This window comes from Mycobacterium sp. (assembly GCF_965229265.1).
Classification (GTDB): domain Bacteria; phylum Actinomycetota; class Actinomycetes; order Mycobacteriales; family Mycobacteriaceae; genus Mycobacterium.
The window spans coordinates 852,879-870,880 of record NZ_CBDDIY010000012.1 but is presented as its reverse complement, the minus strand read 5'-3'; the positions used below and the strand labels follow the sequence as shown (position 1 = coordinate 870,880).

Sequence of the window (18,002 nt, the reverse complement as noted above, 5' to 3'; positions counted from 1 at the left end):
TCGCCGTTGGCGTTGACTGGCCCAAACAGCGTCGGCGCCGCATGTGGTTCACTACGCTTCGGATGGGCGGGGCGTGTTTCGGCGATTTATCGCGACGAGTCGACGTGAGGTGACCATGAGGAGTTTGTCGGGTCTGTTCCGGGGAGTGTGCGCCGCGGTCCTGGCGCTCGGTCTGTGGGGTGTGGCCGCGCCGACGGCACAGGCCGCCAACGTCGAGTACCTGATGGTCCCGTCCCCGGCGATGGGCCGAGACATCCCGGTCGCCTTCCAGGCAGGCGGTCCGCACGCGGTGGTGCTGCTCGACGCGTTCAACGCCGCCCCCGATGTAAGCAACTGGGTCACCGCGGGCAACGCGATGAGCGCCCTGGCCGGTAAGGGCGTCTCGGTGGTCGCACCGGCCAGCGGCGCCTTCACCCTGTACACCAACTGGGAGGCCGACGGCACCCGGCAGTGGGAGACCTTCCTGTCCGACGAACTGCCCAACTGGCTGGCCGCCAACAAGGGCCTGGCTCCCGGCGGGCATGCCATCGTCGGCGCCGCCCAAGGCGGCACCGGCGCCCTGATGGAAGCGACGTTCCACCCCGACCGCTACCGCTACGCCGGGTCGATGTCGGGCTTCCTGACTCCGTCGAACACCTTCCTCAACGGTGCGATCACCGCCGGCATGAACGAGTTCGGCGGGGTCAACACCCAGGCCATGTGGGGCGCAGCCCAGCTGGGGCGGTGGAAGTGGCACGACCCCGACGTGCACGCCCAGCTGCTGGTCGACAACAACACCCGGCTGTGGATCTTCAGCCCCCAGACGCTGACCTGTAGCGACGTGCCCGCCATGATCGGCTACTGCGACCAGGCCCAGGGCAGTAACCGCACCTTCTACTCCCACTACCGCGCACTGGGCGGCCGCAACGGTCACTTCGACTTCCCGACCGGCGGCAACCACGACTGGGGCAACTGGGCCGCTCAGCTGACCGTGATGTCGAACGACATTGCGGCAGCTATCAAATAGGTCACGACGCGGGGGCGAACTGTTAGCCATCCGCAATCTTTGAGGTCTCTGGAGGACCTCAGGGCAGCCGGTACCGTGGAGGCGTGCAGTGCTCGGATGGCCGTGTCCTCGGTGAAGCTGCCGGTGACGCGAGACGGGTCAGCGGCGCTGCCCGGCATGCGATGGTCGCCGTCGGCGTCCTGGGCCCGATGGCCTGGCTGCTGATCGGGTGCTCCGCGGGCGAAGACCTGGTGACCACCGCCGCGCCGCCCGCCGAGCAGGCGCTGGGTACCGTGCACGGCCAGGGTGCCCCGCTGCCGTCGGACACCGACCTGCAGGCCACCACGCTGGACGTCACACCGGCGCAGCGCGGCTTCCTCGACGCCCTGTCGGCCGCCGGGGTGCACGCGTCCAGTGAATTGGAAGCGTTGAGCATCGGATCGCACGTCTGCCAGGCCCATGCCGCTGGTCAAAGTGATCAGGCGGTGTGGGACTACATCGCCCCGATGGTGCGTAGCGATGTCACCGACGCGCAGTCGGCCCCGAAGCGGACTGCCGACCCGCAGGTCACGGAGGCGACCGCGGACTACATCCGGATTGCGACTCAGCGGCTCTGCTAGCAGGAAGACCACACCCCTTTGGCTCGAAAATCCCGGACGAATGCCCAGCGTCGGCGTCATCGCATCCTCGGCCTCGTCGCCGCGGGGGCGATGGCTGTCGCCGTCGCGCTGGTCGTCGCCATCATCGTGATCGTCGTGCGCAGGCCGGAATCGCCGCCGACGGCCGTACCCCCGACCGCACTGCCGCCGACCAGCCAGCCGGGGCCGAAGAAGCCTCGTCCGGAGTTTCAGGACGCCAGCTGCCCGGACGTCCAGATGATCTCCATCCCCGGTACCTGGGAATCCTCACCGACCGACGACCCGTTCAACCCGACACAGTTCCCGCTGTCGCTGATGGGCAACGTGACGAGGCCGCTGGCCGAGCAGTTCGGTCGGGACCGGGTGGAGATCTACACCGTTCCCTACACCGCGCAGTTCCACAATCCGCTGTCGGCGGACAAGCAGATGTCCTATAACGACAGCCGCGCCGAGGGCACCCGGGCCGCGGTCAAGGCGATGACCGACATGAACGAACGCTGCCCGCTGACCTCCTACGTGCTGGCCGGCTTCTCGCAGGGCGCGGTGATCGCCGGCGACATCGCCAGTGACATCGGCAACGGACGCGGGCCGGTCGACGAGGATCTGGTGCTGGGGGTGACGTTGATCGCCGACGGTCGCCGTCAGCAGGGTGTCGGGCAGGACATCGGCCCGAACCCGCCGGGTGAGGGCGCCGAGATCACCCTGCATGAGATTCCCACGCTCTCGGCGATGGGTCTGACCATGACCGGGGAGCGCCCTGGCGGGTTCGGTGCGCTCAACAACCGGACCAACGAGATCTGCGGGGCCGGCGACCTGATCTGCGCCGCGCCGCAGGAGGCGTTCAACATCACCACCCTGCCCAGCACGCTGGACGTGCTGGCCGGCGGCGCAGGGCAGCCCGTTCACGCGTTGTACAACACGCCGCAGTTCTGGAACCTCGACGGGCAGACGTCCACGCAGTGGACACTGAATTGGGCGCGCGACCTGATCGAGAACGCACCCCATCCACAACACGGATGACCACGGATGATGTGGTGGCTTCCCGGTCGGCGATTTGGCCGCCGGGGCTACTGCGCCTAACATTAAGAAGAAAATAAGACTGCACGCGTCAGCCGTCGGCTGCGGAGGTGTCCAGACATCCGAACCGGCGGGGGACCGCGACCTTCTCAGTCCCGACGGGACGACGGATGGCTCTGTACCATCTGTGAGGTTTGGGGTCCGCGACGCAGGGCGACCGGTGGCGCGACAGTCACGCGCGGCCGCCGCAAGGCCCGACACAGATGTGTTCTGACAGGAGAGTGGCATGCCGTTCCATAACCCGTTCATCAAGAACGGTCGGATCACCTTCCCCGAAGGCGCCAGTGTGGTCAAACACGTCGAGCGGTGGGCCAAGGTCCGGGGCGACAAGATCGCCTACCGATTCCTGGACTTCTCGACCGAACGCGACGGCGTCGTGCGCGAGCTGCGCTGGGCCGACTTCGGGACCCGCAACCGGGCTGTTGCCGCACGGTTGCAGCAGGTGACCCAGCCCGGTGACCGGGTGGCCATCCTGTGCCCGCAGAACCTCGAATACTTGATTGCCTTCTTCGGCACCATGTATGCCGGTCGCGTCGCCGTGCCATTGTTCGACCCGTCCGAGCCGGGCCACGTCGGCCGGTTGCACGCCGTGCTGGACGACTGCGGCGCGTCGGCGATCCTGACCACCACCGAGGCGGCCGAGGGCGTTCGTAAGTTCTTCCGTAGCCGCCCGGCCAAGGAACGGCCCCGCGTCATCGCCGTGGACGCGATCCCCGACGAGGTCGGCGCGACCTGGGAGCCCTTCGACTCGGTGGACACCGACACCGTCGCCTACCTGCAGTACACCTCGGGGTCCACCCGGATCCCCAGTGGCGTGCAGATCACCCACCTGAACCTGGCCACCAACGTGGTGCAGGTGATCGAGGCACTCGAGGGTGAGGAAGGCGACCGGGGTGTTTCCTGGCTGCCGTTCTTCCACGACATGGGCCTGGTCACCGCGCTGCTGCCGGCGATGATCGGCCACTACTTCACCTTCATGACGCCCGCGGCGTTCGTCCGCCGGCCCGGTCGCTGGATCCGTGAGCTGGCTCATCGGGAGGGCGACACCGGCGGCACCATCTCGGTGGCGCCGAACTTCGCCTTCGACCACGCCGCCGCGCGCGGTCTGCCCAAGGACGACGAAGAGCCGCTGGATCTGTCCAACGTCAAGGCGATCCTCAACGGTAGTGAGCCCATCTCGGCGGCCACCGTGCAGCGGTTCAACGAGGCGTTCCGCCCGTACGGCTTCCAGCCCAAGGCCATCAAACCGTCCTACGGCCTGGCCGAGGCCACCCTGTTCGTCTCGACCACGCCGGCGTCCGAAGAGCCGAAGATCGTCTCGGTCGACCGTGACGAGCTCAACAGCGGCCAGTTCGTTGTCGTGCCCGACGACTCGCCCAAGGCAGTGGCACAGGCCTCCGCGGGCAAGATCGGCGTTGCCGAGTGGGCGGTCATTGTCGACAACGACGCCGCCACCGAGCTGCCCGACGGTCAGATCGGTGAGATCTGGATCAGCGGCCAGAACATGGGCACCGGGTACTGGAACAAGCCCGAAGCAACGCGGGAGACGTTCCAGAACATCCTGAAGTCGCGGACCAGCCCGTCGCACGCCGAGGGCGCCGCCGACGACGCGACCTGGGTGCGCACCGGCGACCTGGGCGCCTTCTACGACGGCGACCTCTACATCACGGGCCGCGTCAAGGATCTGGTGATCATCGACGGCCGCAACCACTACCCGCAGGACCTGGAGTACTCCGCCCAGGAGGCCACCAAGGCCGTGCGGACCGGATTCGTCGCCGCCTTCTCGGCCCCGGCCAACCAGTTGCCCGACGATGTGTTCGACAACGCCCACGCCGGGCTCAAGCGCGATCCCAACGACAGCTCCGAGCAGCTGATCATCGTTGCCGAGCGGGCGCCGGGTTCCCACAAGCTCGACCTGGCGCCGATCGCCGACGACATCCGCGCCGCGATCGCAGTGCGCCACGGCGTGACGGTCCGCGATGTGTTGCTGACCCCCGCCGGCGCTATCCCGCGTACCTCCAGCGGCAAGATCGGCCGCCGGGCCTGCCGTTCGGCGTATCTGGATGGAACTCTGCGCAGCGGGAAGGTGGCCAATGCCTTCCCCGACGACTCGGAATGACGACCGAAGAAAGTTCTTAGTGGACGAAGGGGTGGCTGGGTACGTGACTCGCGTGTGCTGGTGGCCCCGTCACACGAGGTGAGGCCGCATGTCTGAACAAACGCCCGAAACGCCCGAATCGGCGGAACCGATTGCCCCCCGCACCGACATGACCGTGCCCGACATGCGGGAGTGGCTGCGCAACTGGGTCGCCAACGCGACCGGGCAGGCGCCCGATTCGATCTCGGAGTCCACCCCGATGGTGGAGCTGGGCCTGTCCTCGCGCGACGCGGTGGCGATGGCCAGTGACATCGAGGACCTGACCGGTGTGACGTTGACGGCGACGGTGGTGTTCCGCAACCCGACCATCGAATCGCTGGCGACGGTGATCATCGAGGGTGAGCCCGAACTCGAGGACCTCGGCGACGACGACTGGTCGCGCCAGGTCGACGAGGGGGTGGCCAACATTGCCATCGTGGGTGTGTCGACCCGCTTCCCGGGCGATATGAACACCCCCGACGAGATGTGGCAGGCCCTGCTCGAAGGGCGCGACGCGATCACCGACCTGCCCGAGGGTCGGTGGGCGGAGTTCATGGCCGAGCCGCGGCTGGCCGAGCGGATCGCGCAGGCGCGCACCCGCGGCGGGTACCTCAAGGACATCAAGGGCTTCGACGCCGAATTCTTCGCGCTGTCCAAGATGGAAGCCGACAACATCGACCCGCAGCAGCGGATGGCGCTCGAATTGACCTGGGAGGCATTGGAGAACGCCCGCATCCCGGCCTCGAGCCTGCGCGGCGACAATGTCGGCGTCTTCGTCGGCACGTCGACCAACGACTACAGCTTCATGGCGATGATGGACCCGCGCACCGCGCATCCCTACGCCATCACCGGAACGGCGAGCTCGATCATCGCCAACCGGGTGTCGTACTTCTACGACTTCCGCGGCCCGTCGATGGCCATCGACACCGCCTGCTCCAGCTCGCTGGTCGCGGTGCACCAGGGCATGCAGGCGCTGCGCACCGGCGAGGCCGACGTCGTCGTCGCCGGTGGTGTTAACGCGCTGGTGACCCCGGCGGTCACGCTGGGCTTTGACGAGGTCGGCGGCGTGCTGGCCGCCGACGGCCGGATCAAGTCGTTCTCCTCCGATGCGGACGGCTACGCCCGCTCCGAGGGTGGCGGCATGCTGGTGCTCAAGCGGCTCGAGGACGCGCGCCGTGACGGCGACGAGATCCTGGCCGTCATCGCCGGTGGCGCGGTCAATCACGACGGCCGGTCCAACGGCCTGCTGGCACCGAACCCGGATGCGCAGGCCGACGTGCTGCGCAAGGCGTACAAGGATGCCGGTGTCAACCCGCGTGATGTCGACTACATCGAGGCGCACGGCACCGGCACCATCCTCGGTGACCCGATCGAGGCCGACGCGCTGGGTCGCGTGATCGGCCGGGGCCGTTCGGCTGACCGGCCCGCGCTGCTGGGCGCGGTCAAGTCCAATGTCGGCCACCTCGAGTCGGCCGCCGGTGCGGCGAGCCTGGCCAAGGTGGCACTGTCGTTGAGCCGCAACAAGATTCCGGCGTCGATCAACTACGCCGGCCCCAACCCCTACATCGACTTCGACGGGATCCACCTGAAGGTGGTCGACACCGGCGCCGACTGGCCGCGCTACAGCGGCCACGCGATCGCCGGGGTGTCGGGCTTCGGCTTCGGTGGCGCCAACGCGCACCTGGTGCTGCGTGAGGTGCTGCCCTCGGACCTGGTCGAGCCCGAACCCGCGGCCGGGACGCCCGCCGACGAGCCGGCGACATCCGAGGCCGACGCCGTGTACGTCGGCGGAGTGCGGATGGACGAGTACGGCGAATTCGTCGACGATGACGAGGCCGAGGAACTGGGCCAGCATCGCTACGACAGCGACGAACGGGAACCGGAGCTGCCCGGTCTGACCGACGAGGCGCTGGAGCTGCTGGCGGCCGCCCGCGCCGAACTCGAAGCGGCCGAGCAGCCGGTTCCGGTTGTGCCGCTGGCAGTTTCGGGGTTCCTGACCTCACGCAAGCGAGCCACTGCGGCCGAACTGGCGGACTGGATCGACAGCCCCGAGGGGCGGGCGACGTCGCTGGAGTCCATCGGGCGTTCGCTGTCGCGGCGCAATCACGGCCGCTCACGCGCGGTCGTGATGGCCCACGACCACGACGAGGCGGTCAAGGGCCTGCGTGCGATCGCCGACGGCAAGCAGAGCCCGCTGGTGTACAGCGCCGACGGACCGGTGACCAACGGCCCGGTGTGGGTGCTGGCCGGATTCGGTGCCCAGCACCGCAAGATGGGCAAGAGCCTGTATCTGCGCAACGAGGTGTTCGCCGAGTGGATCAACAAGGTCGACTCGCTGATCCAGGACGAACTCGGCTATTCGATCGTCGAGCTGATCCTCGACGACTCGCAGGACTACGGCATCGAGACCACGCAGGTCACGATCTTCGCGATCCAGGTCGCCCTCGGCGAGCTGCTCAAGCACCACGGCGCCAAACCCGCTGCGCTGATCGGCCAATCGCTGGGCGAGGCGGCGGCGGCCTACTTCTCCGGCGGCCTGTCGCTGGCCGACGCCACCCGCACCATCTGCTCGCGTTCGCGGCTGATGGGCGAGGGCGAGGCCATGCTGTTCGGGGACTACATCCGGCTGATGGCGTTGGTGGAGTACTCCGCCGAGGAGATCAAGACGGTGTTCTCCGACTACCCGGACCTGGAGGTGTGCGTCTACGCGGCGCCGACCCAGACGGTGATCGGTGGACCGCCCGCACAGGTCGACGCGATCATCGAACGCGCCGAGGCCGAAGGCAAGTTCGCTCGCAAGTTCCAGACCAAGGGTGCCAGCCACACCACCCAGATGGATCCGCTGCTGGGTGAGCTGGCCGCGGAACTGCAAGGCATCGAGGCGCTTCCGCTGCACACCGGGTACTTCTCGACGGTGCACGAGGGTAGCCACATCCGCCCGGGCGGCGAGCCGATCCACAATGTCGACTACTGGAAGAAGGGGCTGCGCCACAGCGTCTACTTCACCCAGGGCATCCGCAATGCCGTCGACAACGGGCACACCACCTTCCTAGAGCTGGCGCCGAACCCGGTGGCGCTCATGCAGGTTGGGTTGACGACGGCCTCGGCCGGGCTGCACGACGCGCAGTTGATCGCCACCTTGGCCCGCAAGCAGGACGAGGTCGAGTCGATGGTCGCGGCGATGGCCCAGCTCTACGTCCACGGCCACAACCTGGACTTCCGGACGCTGTTTGCGGCCGGCGACTATGCCGACATCCCGCCGACCCGGTTCAAGCGCAAGGAGCACTGGCTCAACGCGCAGTTCTCCGCCGACGGCTCCACGATGATCCCCGGCACCCATGTGGCCACCCCGGACGGCAAGCACGTCTGGGAGTATGCCGGCCAGGGTCAAACCGATCTGGCCGCCCTGGTGAAAGCGGCTGCGGTGCAGGTGCTTCCGGATGCGGCGCTGACCGCATCCGAACAGCGTGCGGTGCCCGGCGACGGGGCGCGGCTGGTGACCACGCTGACCCGTCACCCCGGCGGCGCTTCGGTTCAGGTGCACGCCCGCATCGACGAGTCGTTCACCCTCGTCTATGACGCCATCGTCACCCGCTCGGGTGCGGTGTCGGCCCTGCCTGCCGCGGTGGCCACCGGTGTGGCGGTGACCGCGCCGGCGGTGCAAGCCGCCGCCGAGGAACCCGCTGACGACGCACAGATCCTGTCCGACAACCTGACCGCGGGCGCCGGCCTGGCCGCCGGGTTCGCCAAGTGGTCACCCGACTCGGGCGAGACGGTGCACGACCGGCTCGCCGCGATCGTCGGCGGCGCAATGGGTTACGAGCCCGAAGACCTCCCGTGGGAGGTGCCGCTGATCGAACTCGGCCTGGACTCGCTGATGGCGGTGCGGATCAAGAACCGCGTCGAGTACGACTTCGACCTGCCGCCGATCCAGCTGACCGCGGTGCGCGACGCCAACCTCTACGCCGTCGAGAAACTCATCGAGTACGCGATCGAGCACCGCGACGAGGTCGAGGATCTGGCCGAGGCGCAGAAGGGCAAGACCGCCGAGGAGATCGCCGCCGAGCAGGCCGAGTTGATGGGCGGGGCGAGCACTGTCGCCGAACTCGAGGCCAGGCTGGCCGAGGCCGGCCATCCGCTCGCGACGGAGCCGGAGGCGAACATCCCACCGCCGCCGACCGATCCGTCGGGCCCGGCCAAATCTGCTGCCGCCCCGGCCAAATCTGCTGCTGCCGCAGCGGCTGCCAAGGTCCTCACCCAGGAGGCCGTCACCGAGGCGCTGGGCGCCGATGTGCCCCCGCGCGACGCGGCCGAGCGGGTCACGTTCGCGACCTGGGCGATCGTCACCGGCAAGTCGCCGGGCGGCATCTTCAACCCGCTGCCGGCCGTCGACGAGGCGACGGCGACCAAGATCGCCGAGCGGCTCTCCGAACGCGCCGAAGCCACGATCACCGTCGAGAAGGTCACCGCAGCAACGACGATCGAAGAACTGGCCACCACGGTTCGGGAGTTCCTCGAGGCCGGCGAGCTGGAAGGCTTCGTCCGCACGCTGCGGGCCCCCAAAGCGGGCTCCACCCAGGTGCCGGTGTTTGTGTTCCACCCGGCCGGCGGGTCAACGGTGGTCTATGAGCCGCTGCTCAAGCGCCTTCCCCAGGACACCCCGGTGTACGGCCTGGAGCGGGTCGAGGGCTCCATCGAGGAGCGGGCCGCCGAATACGTGCCCAAGCTCATGGAGATCAACGGCAAGGGCCCCTACATCCTGGCGGGCTGGTCACTGGGCGGAGCGCTGGCCTACGCCTGCGCGGTCGGGCTCAAGCGCAACGGCTGCGACGTCCGCTTCGTCGGGCTCATCGACACCGTGCGCGCCGGCGAGGAGGTGCCGCAGACCAAGGAGGAGATCCGCGCCCGCTGGGACCGCTACGCCTTGTTCGCCCAGCGCACCTTCAACGTCGAGATCCCCGAGATCCCGTATGAGCAGCTCGAAGAACTCGACGACGAGGGCCAGGTGCGGTTCGTCCTTGACGCGGTCAAGGATGCGGGTGTCGATATTCCGGGTGGGATCATCGAGCACCAGCGGACCTCCTACCTGGACAACCGGGCCCTCGACACCGCCAACATCGAGAACTACGACGGGCACGTCACGCTGTACATGGCCGACCGCTACCACGACGACGCCATCATGTTCGAGCCGCGCTACGCCGTCCGTCAGCCCGACGGCGGCTGGGGCGAGTTCGTCGCCGACCTGGAGGTCGTGCCGATCGGGGGCGAGCACATCCAGGCGATCGACGAGCCCTACATCGCGAAGGTCGGTGCCCACATGAGTCAGGCCATCGGCCGTATCCAGAGCGAAGCGATTAACCAGACAGCCGAGGAGCAGGCCAAGTGACCGCCAGTACGACAGCCGAAAAGCTCGCCGAACTCCGCGAGAAGCTGGAGTTGGCCAAGGAGCCGGGTGGCGAGAAGGCCGCAGCCAAGCGCGACAAGCGCGGTATCCCCAGTCCGCGGGCGCGCATCCAGGCGCTGCTCGATCCCGGCAGCTTCCTGGAGATTGGCGCGCTGGCCCGGACCCCGGGCGACCCGAACGCGCTGTTCGGCGACGGTGTGGTCACCGGCCACGGCACCATCAACGGCCGCCCGGTCGGCGTGTTCAGCCATGACCAGACCGTGTTCGGCGGTTCGGTCGGAGAGATGTTCGGCCGCAAGGTTTCTCGCCTGATGGAGTGGGTGGCCATGGTTGGCTGCCCGATCATTGGGATCAACGACTCCGGCGGCGCCCGCATCCAAGACCTGGCCACGTCGCTGGCCTGGTACGCCGAGCTGGGTCGCCGGCACGAGCTGCTGAGCGGGCTGGTCCCGCAAATCTCGATCATCCTGGGTAAGTGCGCCGGCGGTGCGGTGTACTCGCCGATCCAGACCGACCTCATCGTCGCCGTGCGCGACCAGGGCTACATGTTCGTCACCGGCCCCGACGTCATCAAGGACGTCACCGGCGAAGAGGTCAGCCTCGACGAACTCGGCGGCGCCGACGCGCAGGCCAAGTACGGCAACATCCACCAGGTCGTGGACAGCGAGAAGGACGCTTTTCAATACGTTCGCGATTACCTGGATTTCCTGCCGGCCAACTCCTTCGACGACGCGCCGGTGGTGAACCCGGGCCTGGAGCCCGAGATCACTCCGCATGACCTGGAGCTCGACAGCCTGGTTCCCGACGCCGACAACGTCGCTTACGACATGCACGAGATCCTGCTGCGGATCTTCGACGACGGCGACTTCCTCGAGGTCGCCGCGCAGGCCGGTCAGGCGATCATCACCGGATTCGCCCGGGTCGACGGCCGTCCGGTCGGGGTGATTGCCAACCAGCCGATGCACATGTCCGGCGCCATCGACAACGAGGCCTCCGACAAGGCGGCCCGGTTCGTGCGGTTCTGCGACTCGTTCAACGTGCCACTGGTGTTCGTCGTCGACACCCCCGGCTTCCTGCCCGGTGTCGAGCAGGAGAAGAACGGCATCATCAAGCGCGGCGGCCGCTTCCTGTATGCCGTCGTCGAGGCCGACGTGCCGAAGGTGACCATCACGATCCGCAAGTCCTACGGCGGCGCCTACGCCGTGATGGGCTCCAAGCAGCTGACCGCGGACTTCAACTTCCTGTGGCCGACGGCCCGCATCGCCGTCATCGGCGCCGAAGGTGCCGCGCAGCTGATCGTCAAGCGCTTCCCCGACCCGAACGCCCCCGAGGTGCAAGAGATCCGGCGGCAGTTCATCGAGGGCTACAACCGCGACATGGCGACCCCGTACGTGGCCGCCGAACGCGGCTACGTCGACGCGGTGATCGAGCCGCACCAGACCCGGCTGCAGTTGCGCAGTGCCATGCGGCTGTTGCGGAACAAGCAGATCCTGCGTGTGCAGCGTAAGCACGGCCTGATCCCGATCTAGGGATCGCTGACCCGGGGCTTCCTGGTTATCCCCAGGGTTACTCACACCTGTGTAATTCGCCGCCGCGTTCACCGGGTGTGTCAAAGTTGACGAAACATCGGTAGCTCGATGCGTCGCCGACATACCGTGGGCCGGTGACCACCGAGCCCGTCGCCCTGGCCGCCACCGGACAGGATGGCCGCCACGTCTACACCTGCCCGCTGTGTGAAGCCATGTGCGGCTTGGAGATCGACGTGTCCGGTGGCCGCGTCACCGGCATCCGCGGCAATCCCCACGACGTCTGGAGTCGCGGGCACCTGTGCCCCAAGGGGGCGTCGCTGGGCGGCATCCACCACGACCCGGATCGCATCCGCACCCCGATGATCAAGGTCGACGGCCAGTGGCAGGAGGTCAGCTGGGAGGCGGCGTTCCGGCGCTGCACCGAGCTGCTGGCCCCGGTCCTCGCCGAGCACGGCATCGGGGCGCTGACCTGCTACACCGGCAACCCGCTGGCGCACTCGTTCTCCCTGGGTCGCTACACCGGCGTGCTGCTGGGCATGTCCGGCATCCCGGTCAGCTACTCGCCAGGCACCGTCGACCAGTGGCCCAAGAACCTGTCCTCACACCTGATGTACGGCAACTGGTGGGGCTTTCCGGTGCCCGACATCGAGCGCACCGACCTGCTGGTGGTGATGGGGGCCAACCCGGCGGCCTCGCAGGGCTCACTGCTGGCCGCGCCCGACGTCATGGGCATCATCGGACGCATCGACACCGTCATCGTCATCGACCCGGTGCGCACCGCGACCGCCGCCAAGGCCGACGAATGGCTACCGATCACCCCGGGCACCGACGCGGCGCTGCTGCTGGCGGTCGTCCACACCCTGTTCGACGAAGGCCTGGTGCGGCTGGGCCGGTTGGCCGACCACGTCGACGGTGTCGACACCTTGCGCGAGGCTGCTGCCGAATGGACCCCCGAGCGTGTCGCCCCGGTCACCGGCATCGACGCCGAGCGGATCAAGACGTTGGCCCGTCAGCTCGCCGAGACCGAGAACGCCGTGGTCTACGGCCGAATCGGCTTGTGCAACCAGGAGTTCGGCAGCCTGGCCAGCTGGCTGGTCGACGTCGTCAACATCCTCACCGGCCACTTCGACAACCCGGGCGGGGCGATGTTCCCGCGCCCGGCGGTGTGGACGGTCACCGCCCAGCCGCAGCCGGGCCTGGAGGGCGGGCTGCCCGAATTCGGCCGCTGGCAGACCCGGGTTCGCGGTGCCAAGGAGGTCCTGGGTCAGGTCCCGGTGTCATGCCTGGCCGAGGAGATCGAGACCCCGGGCGAGGGTCAGATCCGGGCCCTCATCACGGTGGCCGGCAACCCGGTGTTGTCCACGCCGGGCGGTGACCGCCTCGACCGGCTGCTGCCCCAGCTCGACGCGATGATCTCGGTGGACCTGTGGCTCAACGAGACCACCCGGCACGCCGACGTCATCCTGCCCGGGTTGTCGCCGTTGGAGCAGCCCCATCACGACGACCTGATCCTGGCGTTCGCGATCAACAGCGTCGCCAACTACTCGGCCCCGGTGTTCGCCCCGGAAGACCCGGACCGGCCGCAGGAGTGGGAGATCCTGATCCGGCTCACCGGGCTGTGTGCGGGTACTCCGGCGCAGGACGTCGACGTCGCCGCGATCGACGACGGCTTTTTCGACTACCTGTGTTTCACCCAGGGACTCGACGGTGCCCAGATCCGCAGCCACTACGAGGACGGCGGTCCCGAACGCATCCTGGATCTGACGTTGCGCACCGGTCCGTTCGGCGACCGCTACGGCGAGAACCCCGACGGGCTGACCCTGGATAAATTGAAACGGCGGCCTAACGGCGTCAATTTCGGGCCGATGGTGGCGCAGGTCCCGGAGATCCTGAACACCCCGGACAAGAAGATCCGGCTCGCCCCGCCGTACCTGCTCGACGACATCCCCCGGTTGGCCCGCCGCCTGGACCGTGAGCCCGACGATCTGGTGCTGGTGAGCCGGCGGCATCTGCGGTCGAATAACTCGTGGCTGCACAATGTTTCGGCCCTGATGAAGGGCCGTGACCGGTGCACACTGCTCATGCACCCCGACGACGCGGCCAGCCGCGGGGTCGGCAACGGGGACACCGTCACCGTCCGGTCATCGGCCGGACGCATCGAGGTGCCGGTGGAGGTGACCGACGCCATCAAACCCGGGGTGGTGTCGATGCCGCACGGCTGGGGACATGGCAAGCCCGGCACCAGGATGTCGGTGGCCAACGGCTCACCCGGGGTCAACACCAACATCCTGTCTCCGCCGACGTTCCTCGACGAACCGTCCGGAAACGGTGCGCTGAATGGCATTCCGGTGACCGTCGGCCCGGTGTCAACCGGCTAGCAGTTCGGTTCGACCCGCAGCACCACGGTCGCGTGCGGGGCGACCTGCCCGGCCCGCAGATCGCCGGAGGTGGTGCTCGCGGTGTGGGCCCACAGATCCCGCACGCGGTAACAGGCCGCGGCGGGCAGGCCGACCGACGCGGTGGTGGTGGCGATCGCCACCGGCTGCGGATCCGGATTGACCATTGCTACCGCGACCGCCCCATCGGCGAGCGGCTTGGCCATGACCCGTGGATCCTGGGCCAACGGACGAGCTTGGCGGACGAGCCGATCCTGGTCGATGGCGATGATGTCGCGATTGGTGAGGATCTCGCGGGTGTCCTGCGACATCGAACGAATGTCGTTGCCGGCCAACAAGGGTGCCGACATCATCGCCCACAGTGAGATGTGGGATCGTTGTTCGTCGCCGGTCATGCTGGGTCTGTCCTGACCCGCCAGCATCTCGACCATCCCCGGGTGGCTGGCCACAAAGGCGGGCCAGGAGATGCCGGCGACCAGCATGTCGGGGTCGTTGAAGTACCCGGGCCGGCTGCGGCCCGCCAGCGGGACTGCCGCGCCGACCTGCTCCCGAACGCCGAGGACGGCCTGATTCGCACTGAAAGTGTTGTGCCACAGCGGAACCAGGTCGATGGTGTTGCGTGACATGTCGGCGATCGAGGACCAGTCGTAGTCCGATCCGGCGCCGGGATCACCCGAGGTGTTGGGGTTGATGCTGTAGAAGATCGGCCTGCCCGTGGCGCGCAACGCATTCCGCATCGCTGTGAAGCTCCGGACTTCGTGCGCCCGGTCGGAATCGGTGCTACACCAGTCGTACTTGAGGTAGTCGACGCCCCACCGGGCGAACGTCGCGGCGTCGGCGGATTCGTGGCCCTCGCTGGCGTTCGCCGGCCCCAGCCCACATAGCTGGTAGCTCGGGCTGGCATACAGACCGAGCAACATCCCGCGGTCGTGCGCGTAGCGGGCCACCGCCGGGATACCGGCGGGGAACCGGGCAGGGTCTGCCCGCAGATCGCCGTCGGCGTCGCGGCCGGTGGCGGCCCAGCCCGCGTCGAGATCGACATACCGGTACCCGGCGTCGCGCATCCCGGAGCGCACCATCGCATCGATCGTGTCCTCGACGGTCCGCTCGGACAGCGGGATGCCGGAATTCCACGAGTTCCACCCCATCGGCGGTGTCAGTGCCTGCGGCACTTGGGAAACGGGCGCGCCGCGGTGGGATCCGCAGCCCGTTGCCAACGGGACCAGGACAACGAGACAGCCGAGTATCGACCAGAATCGGCGCACCGGTGTCGTCTCCTTGGCTCATGCTGCGGACATGTACGGCAAGGGTAGGGGCCCGGCTCCGCCAGCGGCGAGGCCGGACTGTACGGCGCAGTCGAGCTGACCGAAGTGCTCGTGTGCACGGCTGACGACGCGTTCGAGCTGATCGGCGTCGGTGGTGTCGGCGGCCAGCAGAAGCAAACGGTCGCTCGTGTAGCCGTGGCCGATTCGCACCAGATGACCCGCGTGCAGATCAGTGGCCGCCACCCGGCAGCCGGCAGCGAGCAAGGCCCGAGCGAGCCGGAACCCGCTCTCGGTGCCGGCATCGAGGACGAGAACGACGAGACTGTTGCTGGTGGGTAGTGCCGCCGGTGATGTCATGACATCAGTCAACGTCGCGGAGGTAAGTGGCCGCTATGGCAGCGCTACGAATTCGCGGTGTGCGAGCGGTCGCCCCAATTCGGCTCGCCGGTGGACGGCGTGTCCGTAAACTCAGCCCGGCGCACCTGAGGAGTAGACGATGAGAGATACCGATACCGACGCGGTCCGCACCGCTGGAGCCGCGATGGGCGAAGCGGTCTCGATTTTCATGCTCAGCCCGGACACCGTGGCCAAGAGTCTCGAGGCTGGCTATCCGGATCCGTTCGCCGCGTACTTCGCCGGCCGCGGTGGGGTGCTGGGCCAGGCCACCAGCACCACGATCAACGCGGTGTTCGCCGTGTTCGAGCCGAACGTGGTGCGGGCCTGCTGGGAAGCCGGCGTCGCCGTGCGTGACGCGCCGAACAGCGCACAGCTCTACTGGGAGCAGGTCGCCGACTTCGGTCGCAGATTCCTGGCCGACGCCGACGGCCTCGACCGCATCGCCGAGATCGGTGAGAAGATCATCGCCGCCGCCCCGGAACCTGGCCTGCCGCTCTACGCGGGCTGGCGGGCCATGCCGCTGGCCGGGGACGCCGCCGCCCGTGCATTCCAGGTGATGTTCGTGCTGCGCGAGCTACGGGCCGCCGTGCACTTCAATGCCCTGACGATTTCCGGTCTCAGCCCGGTCGAGGCGCATCTGATCAGCAAGGGGCCCGAGTATGCGGCCTTCATGGGCTGGCAGCCGCCCTACGTCGAGGTCGACGCTGATAAGAAGGGGCGCTACGTCGACGTTGAGGAGCAGACCAACCGGCGGATGCGGGAGATCATCGCGACGGCGCTGACCCCGGCGGAGACCGATGAACTCGCTCGGCTCAGCGTCGCCGCGCTGGCCCTTCTCAAGAAGGCCGGGTAGCGGTCCGCCGGATCGGATCGCGGCGATTCTTGGGGTCAACGGCGAACCGTGAGTGTTCTCACAGCTGCGTGGGTGGCCGCTGGCGCGCGGTAAACGGCCAGCTGACACCGCTTTTCGTCGAGAGTCGCCGACGCCGTGTGCCGTGGCACCGTGGCGCGGGAGGTCTACCGACGCGATTGCCGATGTGGCACCCTGCCGGGTACTAATGCTCACAGGCAATTGTCAGGAATGACGCACCTAGGGAGAACATGAAGCTAATCGGTCGAGTGCTGGTGACGATGATCGCTGCGGTCGCGGCGTTGTTCGTCGGATCGGGTACTTCGCACGCGGGTTTGGACAATGAGCTGAGTCTGGTTGACGGCGGTGGCCGCACGATGACGATTCAGCAGTGGGACACCTTCCTCAACGGCGTGTTCCCCCTGGACCGCAACCGGCTGACCCGGGAGTGGTTCCACTCCGGCAAGGCCGTCTACAGCGTCGTCGGCCCGGGTGCCGATGAGTTCGCGGGCACGTTGGAGCTGGGCTACCAGGTCGGCTTCCCGTGGTCGCTGGGTGTGGGCATCAACTTCAGCTACACCACGCCCAACATCCTGCTCGACGACGCCGACATCTCCCCCACGGGCTTCAACCCGCTGGGCTCGGTGATCACCCCGAACCTGTTCCCGGGTGTCTCGATCAGCGCCGACCTGGGCAACGGCCCCGGCATCCAGGAAGTCGCCACCTTCTCCGTCGACGTCTCGGGCCCCAACGGCTCGGTGGCGGTGGCCAACGCCCACGGCACCGTGACCGGTGCGGCCGGCGGCGTGCTGCTGCGCCCGTTCGCCCGGCTGATCTCCAAGGCCGGCGACAGCGTCACCACCTACGGCGAACCCTGGAACATGAACTGAGGGCCCGGGGCCTGACTACGATGCCGTAGTGCTCTGGGAACGGCTGCCGGTGGTCGGAGGATGGCTGCGGTCCGCCCGGGTGGAAGCCACCCGGACCGGCGTCGCGGCGCTGTCCCGGATCACCGAGCTGGTCCTCGACCAGATCGATTTGACCGCCCTGGTGCGTGATCGCGTCGACATCGACGCGATCGTCGCCGACGTCGACATCGACGCGATCATCGCCCGAATCGACCTGATCGGCTTGGCGCAGACGGTGATCGACGGAGTCGACTTGCCCGCGATCATCCGCGAGTCCACCGGCACGGTCACCGCCGAGGTGATGACCGACGTGCGCACCCAGACCGCCCGCGCCGACGACGTCGTCGCCGGGTTCGTCGACCGCATGCTGGGTCGGCAGCCGGGGAATCCGGGGACCTGAGTGGACAATGCGGGGAT

At 68.0% G+C, this 18,002-nt stretch carries 12 protein-coding genes; 10 read left to right on the top strand and 2 right to left on the bottom strand.

What is annotated here, in order from left to right:
- Window positions 1-115: 115 nt before the first annotated feature.
- From ADBZ9K_RS21925 to ADBZ9K_RS21895, 7 genes are all read left to right on the top strand, one after another.
- Complete coding sequence (locus tag ADBZ9K_RS21925; RefSeq protein ID WP_526624123.1) at window positions 116-1,006, top strand: alpha/beta hydrolase; 891 nt, start codon at window positions 116-118, stop codon at window positions 1,004-1,006.
- A gap of 83 nt (window positions 1,007-1,089) precedes the next feature.
- Window positions 1,090-1,605: a DUF732 domain-containing protein gene (locus ADBZ9K_RS21920; protein WP_526624121.1), complete on the top strand. Its 516-nt coding sequence runs from the start codon at window positions 1,090-1,092 to the stop codon at window positions 1,603-1,605.
- A 90-nt stretch (window positions 1,606-1,695) separates the two neighbouring features.
- Entirely contained in the window at window positions 1,696-2,643 is a 948-nt protein-coding gene (culp6, locus tag ADBZ9K_RS21915) for a carboxylesterase Culp6 (RefSeq protein ID WP_526624119.1), read from the top strand.
- A 283-nt stretch (window positions 2,644-2,926) separates the two neighbouring features.
- Window positions 2,927-4,819 (top strand): long-chain-fatty-acid--AMP ligase FadD32, encoded by a 1,893-nt coding sequence (gene fadD32, locus ADBZ9K_RS21910; RefSeq protein WP_526624117.1) that lies wholly within the window; start codon window positions 2,927-2,929, stop codon window positions 4,817-4,819.
- Window positions 4,820-4,907: 88 nt separating this feature from the next.
- Window positions 4,908-10,223: a polyketide synthase Pks13 gene (gene pks13 / locus ADBZ9K_RS21905; protein WP_526624115.1), complete on the top strand. Its 5,316-nt coding sequence runs from the start codon at window positions 4,908-4,910 to the stop codon at window positions 10,221-10,223.
- Entirely contained in the window at window positions 10,220-11,770 is a 1,551-nt protein-coding gene (locus ADBZ9K_RS21900) for an acyl-CoA carboxylase subunit beta (protein WP_526624113.1), read from the top strand. The genes pks13 and ADBZ9K_RS21900 overlap by 4 nt, the downstream gene beginning before the upstream one ends.
- 134 nt (window positions 11,771-11,904) lie before the next feature.
- The gene (locus tag ADBZ9K_RS21895) at window positions 11,905-14,148 is read left to right on the top strand and encodes a molybdopterin-dependent oxidoreductase (RefSeq protein ID WP_526624112.1); all 2,244 of its coding nucleotides are present in this window, start codon (window positions 11,905-11,907) and stop codon (window positions 14,146-14,148) included.
- On the opposite strand, the gene ADBZ9K_RS21890 is transcribed toward ADBZ9K_RS21895, so the two are convergent.
- Together ADBZ9K_RS21890 and ADBZ9K_RS21885 are read right to left on the bottom strand one after the other, a co-directional pair.
- A complete protein-coding gene (locus ADBZ9K_RS21890) occupies window positions 14,145-15,338 on the bottom strand; it encodes a glycoside hydrolase family 27 protein (RefSeq protein WP_526624110.1) in 1,194 nt (397 codons plus the stop codon). The two genes, ADBZ9K_RS21895 and ADBZ9K_RS21890, sit on opposite strands and share 4 nt — an antisense overlap.
- A 111-nt stretch (window positions 15,339-15,449) precedes the next feature.
- Window positions 15,450-15,788 carry an SDR family oxidoreductase gene (locus tag ADBZ9K_RS21885; RefSeq protein ID WP_526624109.1) on the bottom strand — a complete coding sequence of 113 codons (339 nt, stop codon included), beginning with the start codon at window positions 15,786-15,788 and terminating at the stop codon, window positions 15,450-15,452.
- Window positions 15,789-15,927: 139 nt separating this feature from the next.
- Here ADBZ9K_RS21885 and ADBZ9K_RS21880 point away from each other — a divergent pair, with 139 nt between their 5' ends.
- The 3 genes from ADBZ9K_RS21880 (at window position 15,928) to ADBZ9K_RS21870 (ending at window position 17,985) form a co-directional block, all read left to right on the top strand.
- Complete coding sequence (locus ADBZ9K_RS21880; RefSeq protein WP_526624107.1) at window positions 15,928-16,680, top strand: SCO6745 family protein; 753 nt, start codon at window positions 15,928-15,930, stop codon at window positions 16,678-16,680.
- A gap of 248 nt (window positions 16,681-16,928) precedes the next feature.
- Complete coding sequence (gene mspA, locus ADBZ9K_RS21875) at window positions 16,929-17,567, top strand: porin MspA (RefSeq protein WP_526624105.1); 639 nt, start codon at window positions 16,929-16,931, stop codon at window positions 17,565-17,567.
- 28 nt (window positions 17,568-17,595) lie between these two features.
- Window positions 17,596-17,985: a hypothetical protein gene (locus tag ADBZ9K_RS21870; protein ID WP_526624104.1), complete on the top strand. Its 390-nt coding sequence runs from the start codon at window positions 17,596-17,598 to the stop codon at window positions 17,983-17,985.
- The last annotated feature ends 17 nt before the right edge of the window (window positions 17,986-18,002 follow it).

What these genes read in the sequence shown, in the direction of transcription:
- ADBZ9K_RS21925 (WP_526624123.1), top strand. Translation starts at nt 116, where the DNA reads ATGAGGAGTTTGTCGGGTCTGTTCCGGGGAGTGTGCGCCGCGGTCCTG.
- culp6 (WP_526624119.1), top strand. Translation starts at nt 1,696, where the DNA reads ATGGCTGTCGCCGTCGCGCTGGTCGTCGCCATCATCGTGATCGTCGTG.
- fadD32 (WP_526624117.1), top strand. Translation starts at nt 2,927, where the DNA reads ATGCCGTTCCATAACCCGTTCATCAAGAACGGTCGGATCACCTTCCCC.
- pks13 (WP_526624115.1), top strand. Translation starts at nt 4,908, where the DNA reads ATGTCTGAACAAACGCCCGAAACGCCCGAATCGGCGGAACCGATTGCC.
- ADBZ9K_RS21885 (WP_526624109.1), bottom strand. Translation starts at nt 15,788, where the DNA reads ATGACATCACCGGCGGCACTACCCACCAGCAACAGTCTCGTCGTTCTC.
- ADBZ9K_RS21880 (WP_526624107.1), top strand. Translation starts at nt 15,928, where the DNA reads ATGAGAGATACCGATACCGACGCGGTCCGCACCGCTGGAGCCGCGATG.
- mspA (WP_526624105.1), top strand. Translation starts at nt 16,929, where the DNA reads ATGAAGCTAATCGGTCGAGTGCTGGTGACGATGATCGCTGCGGTCGCG.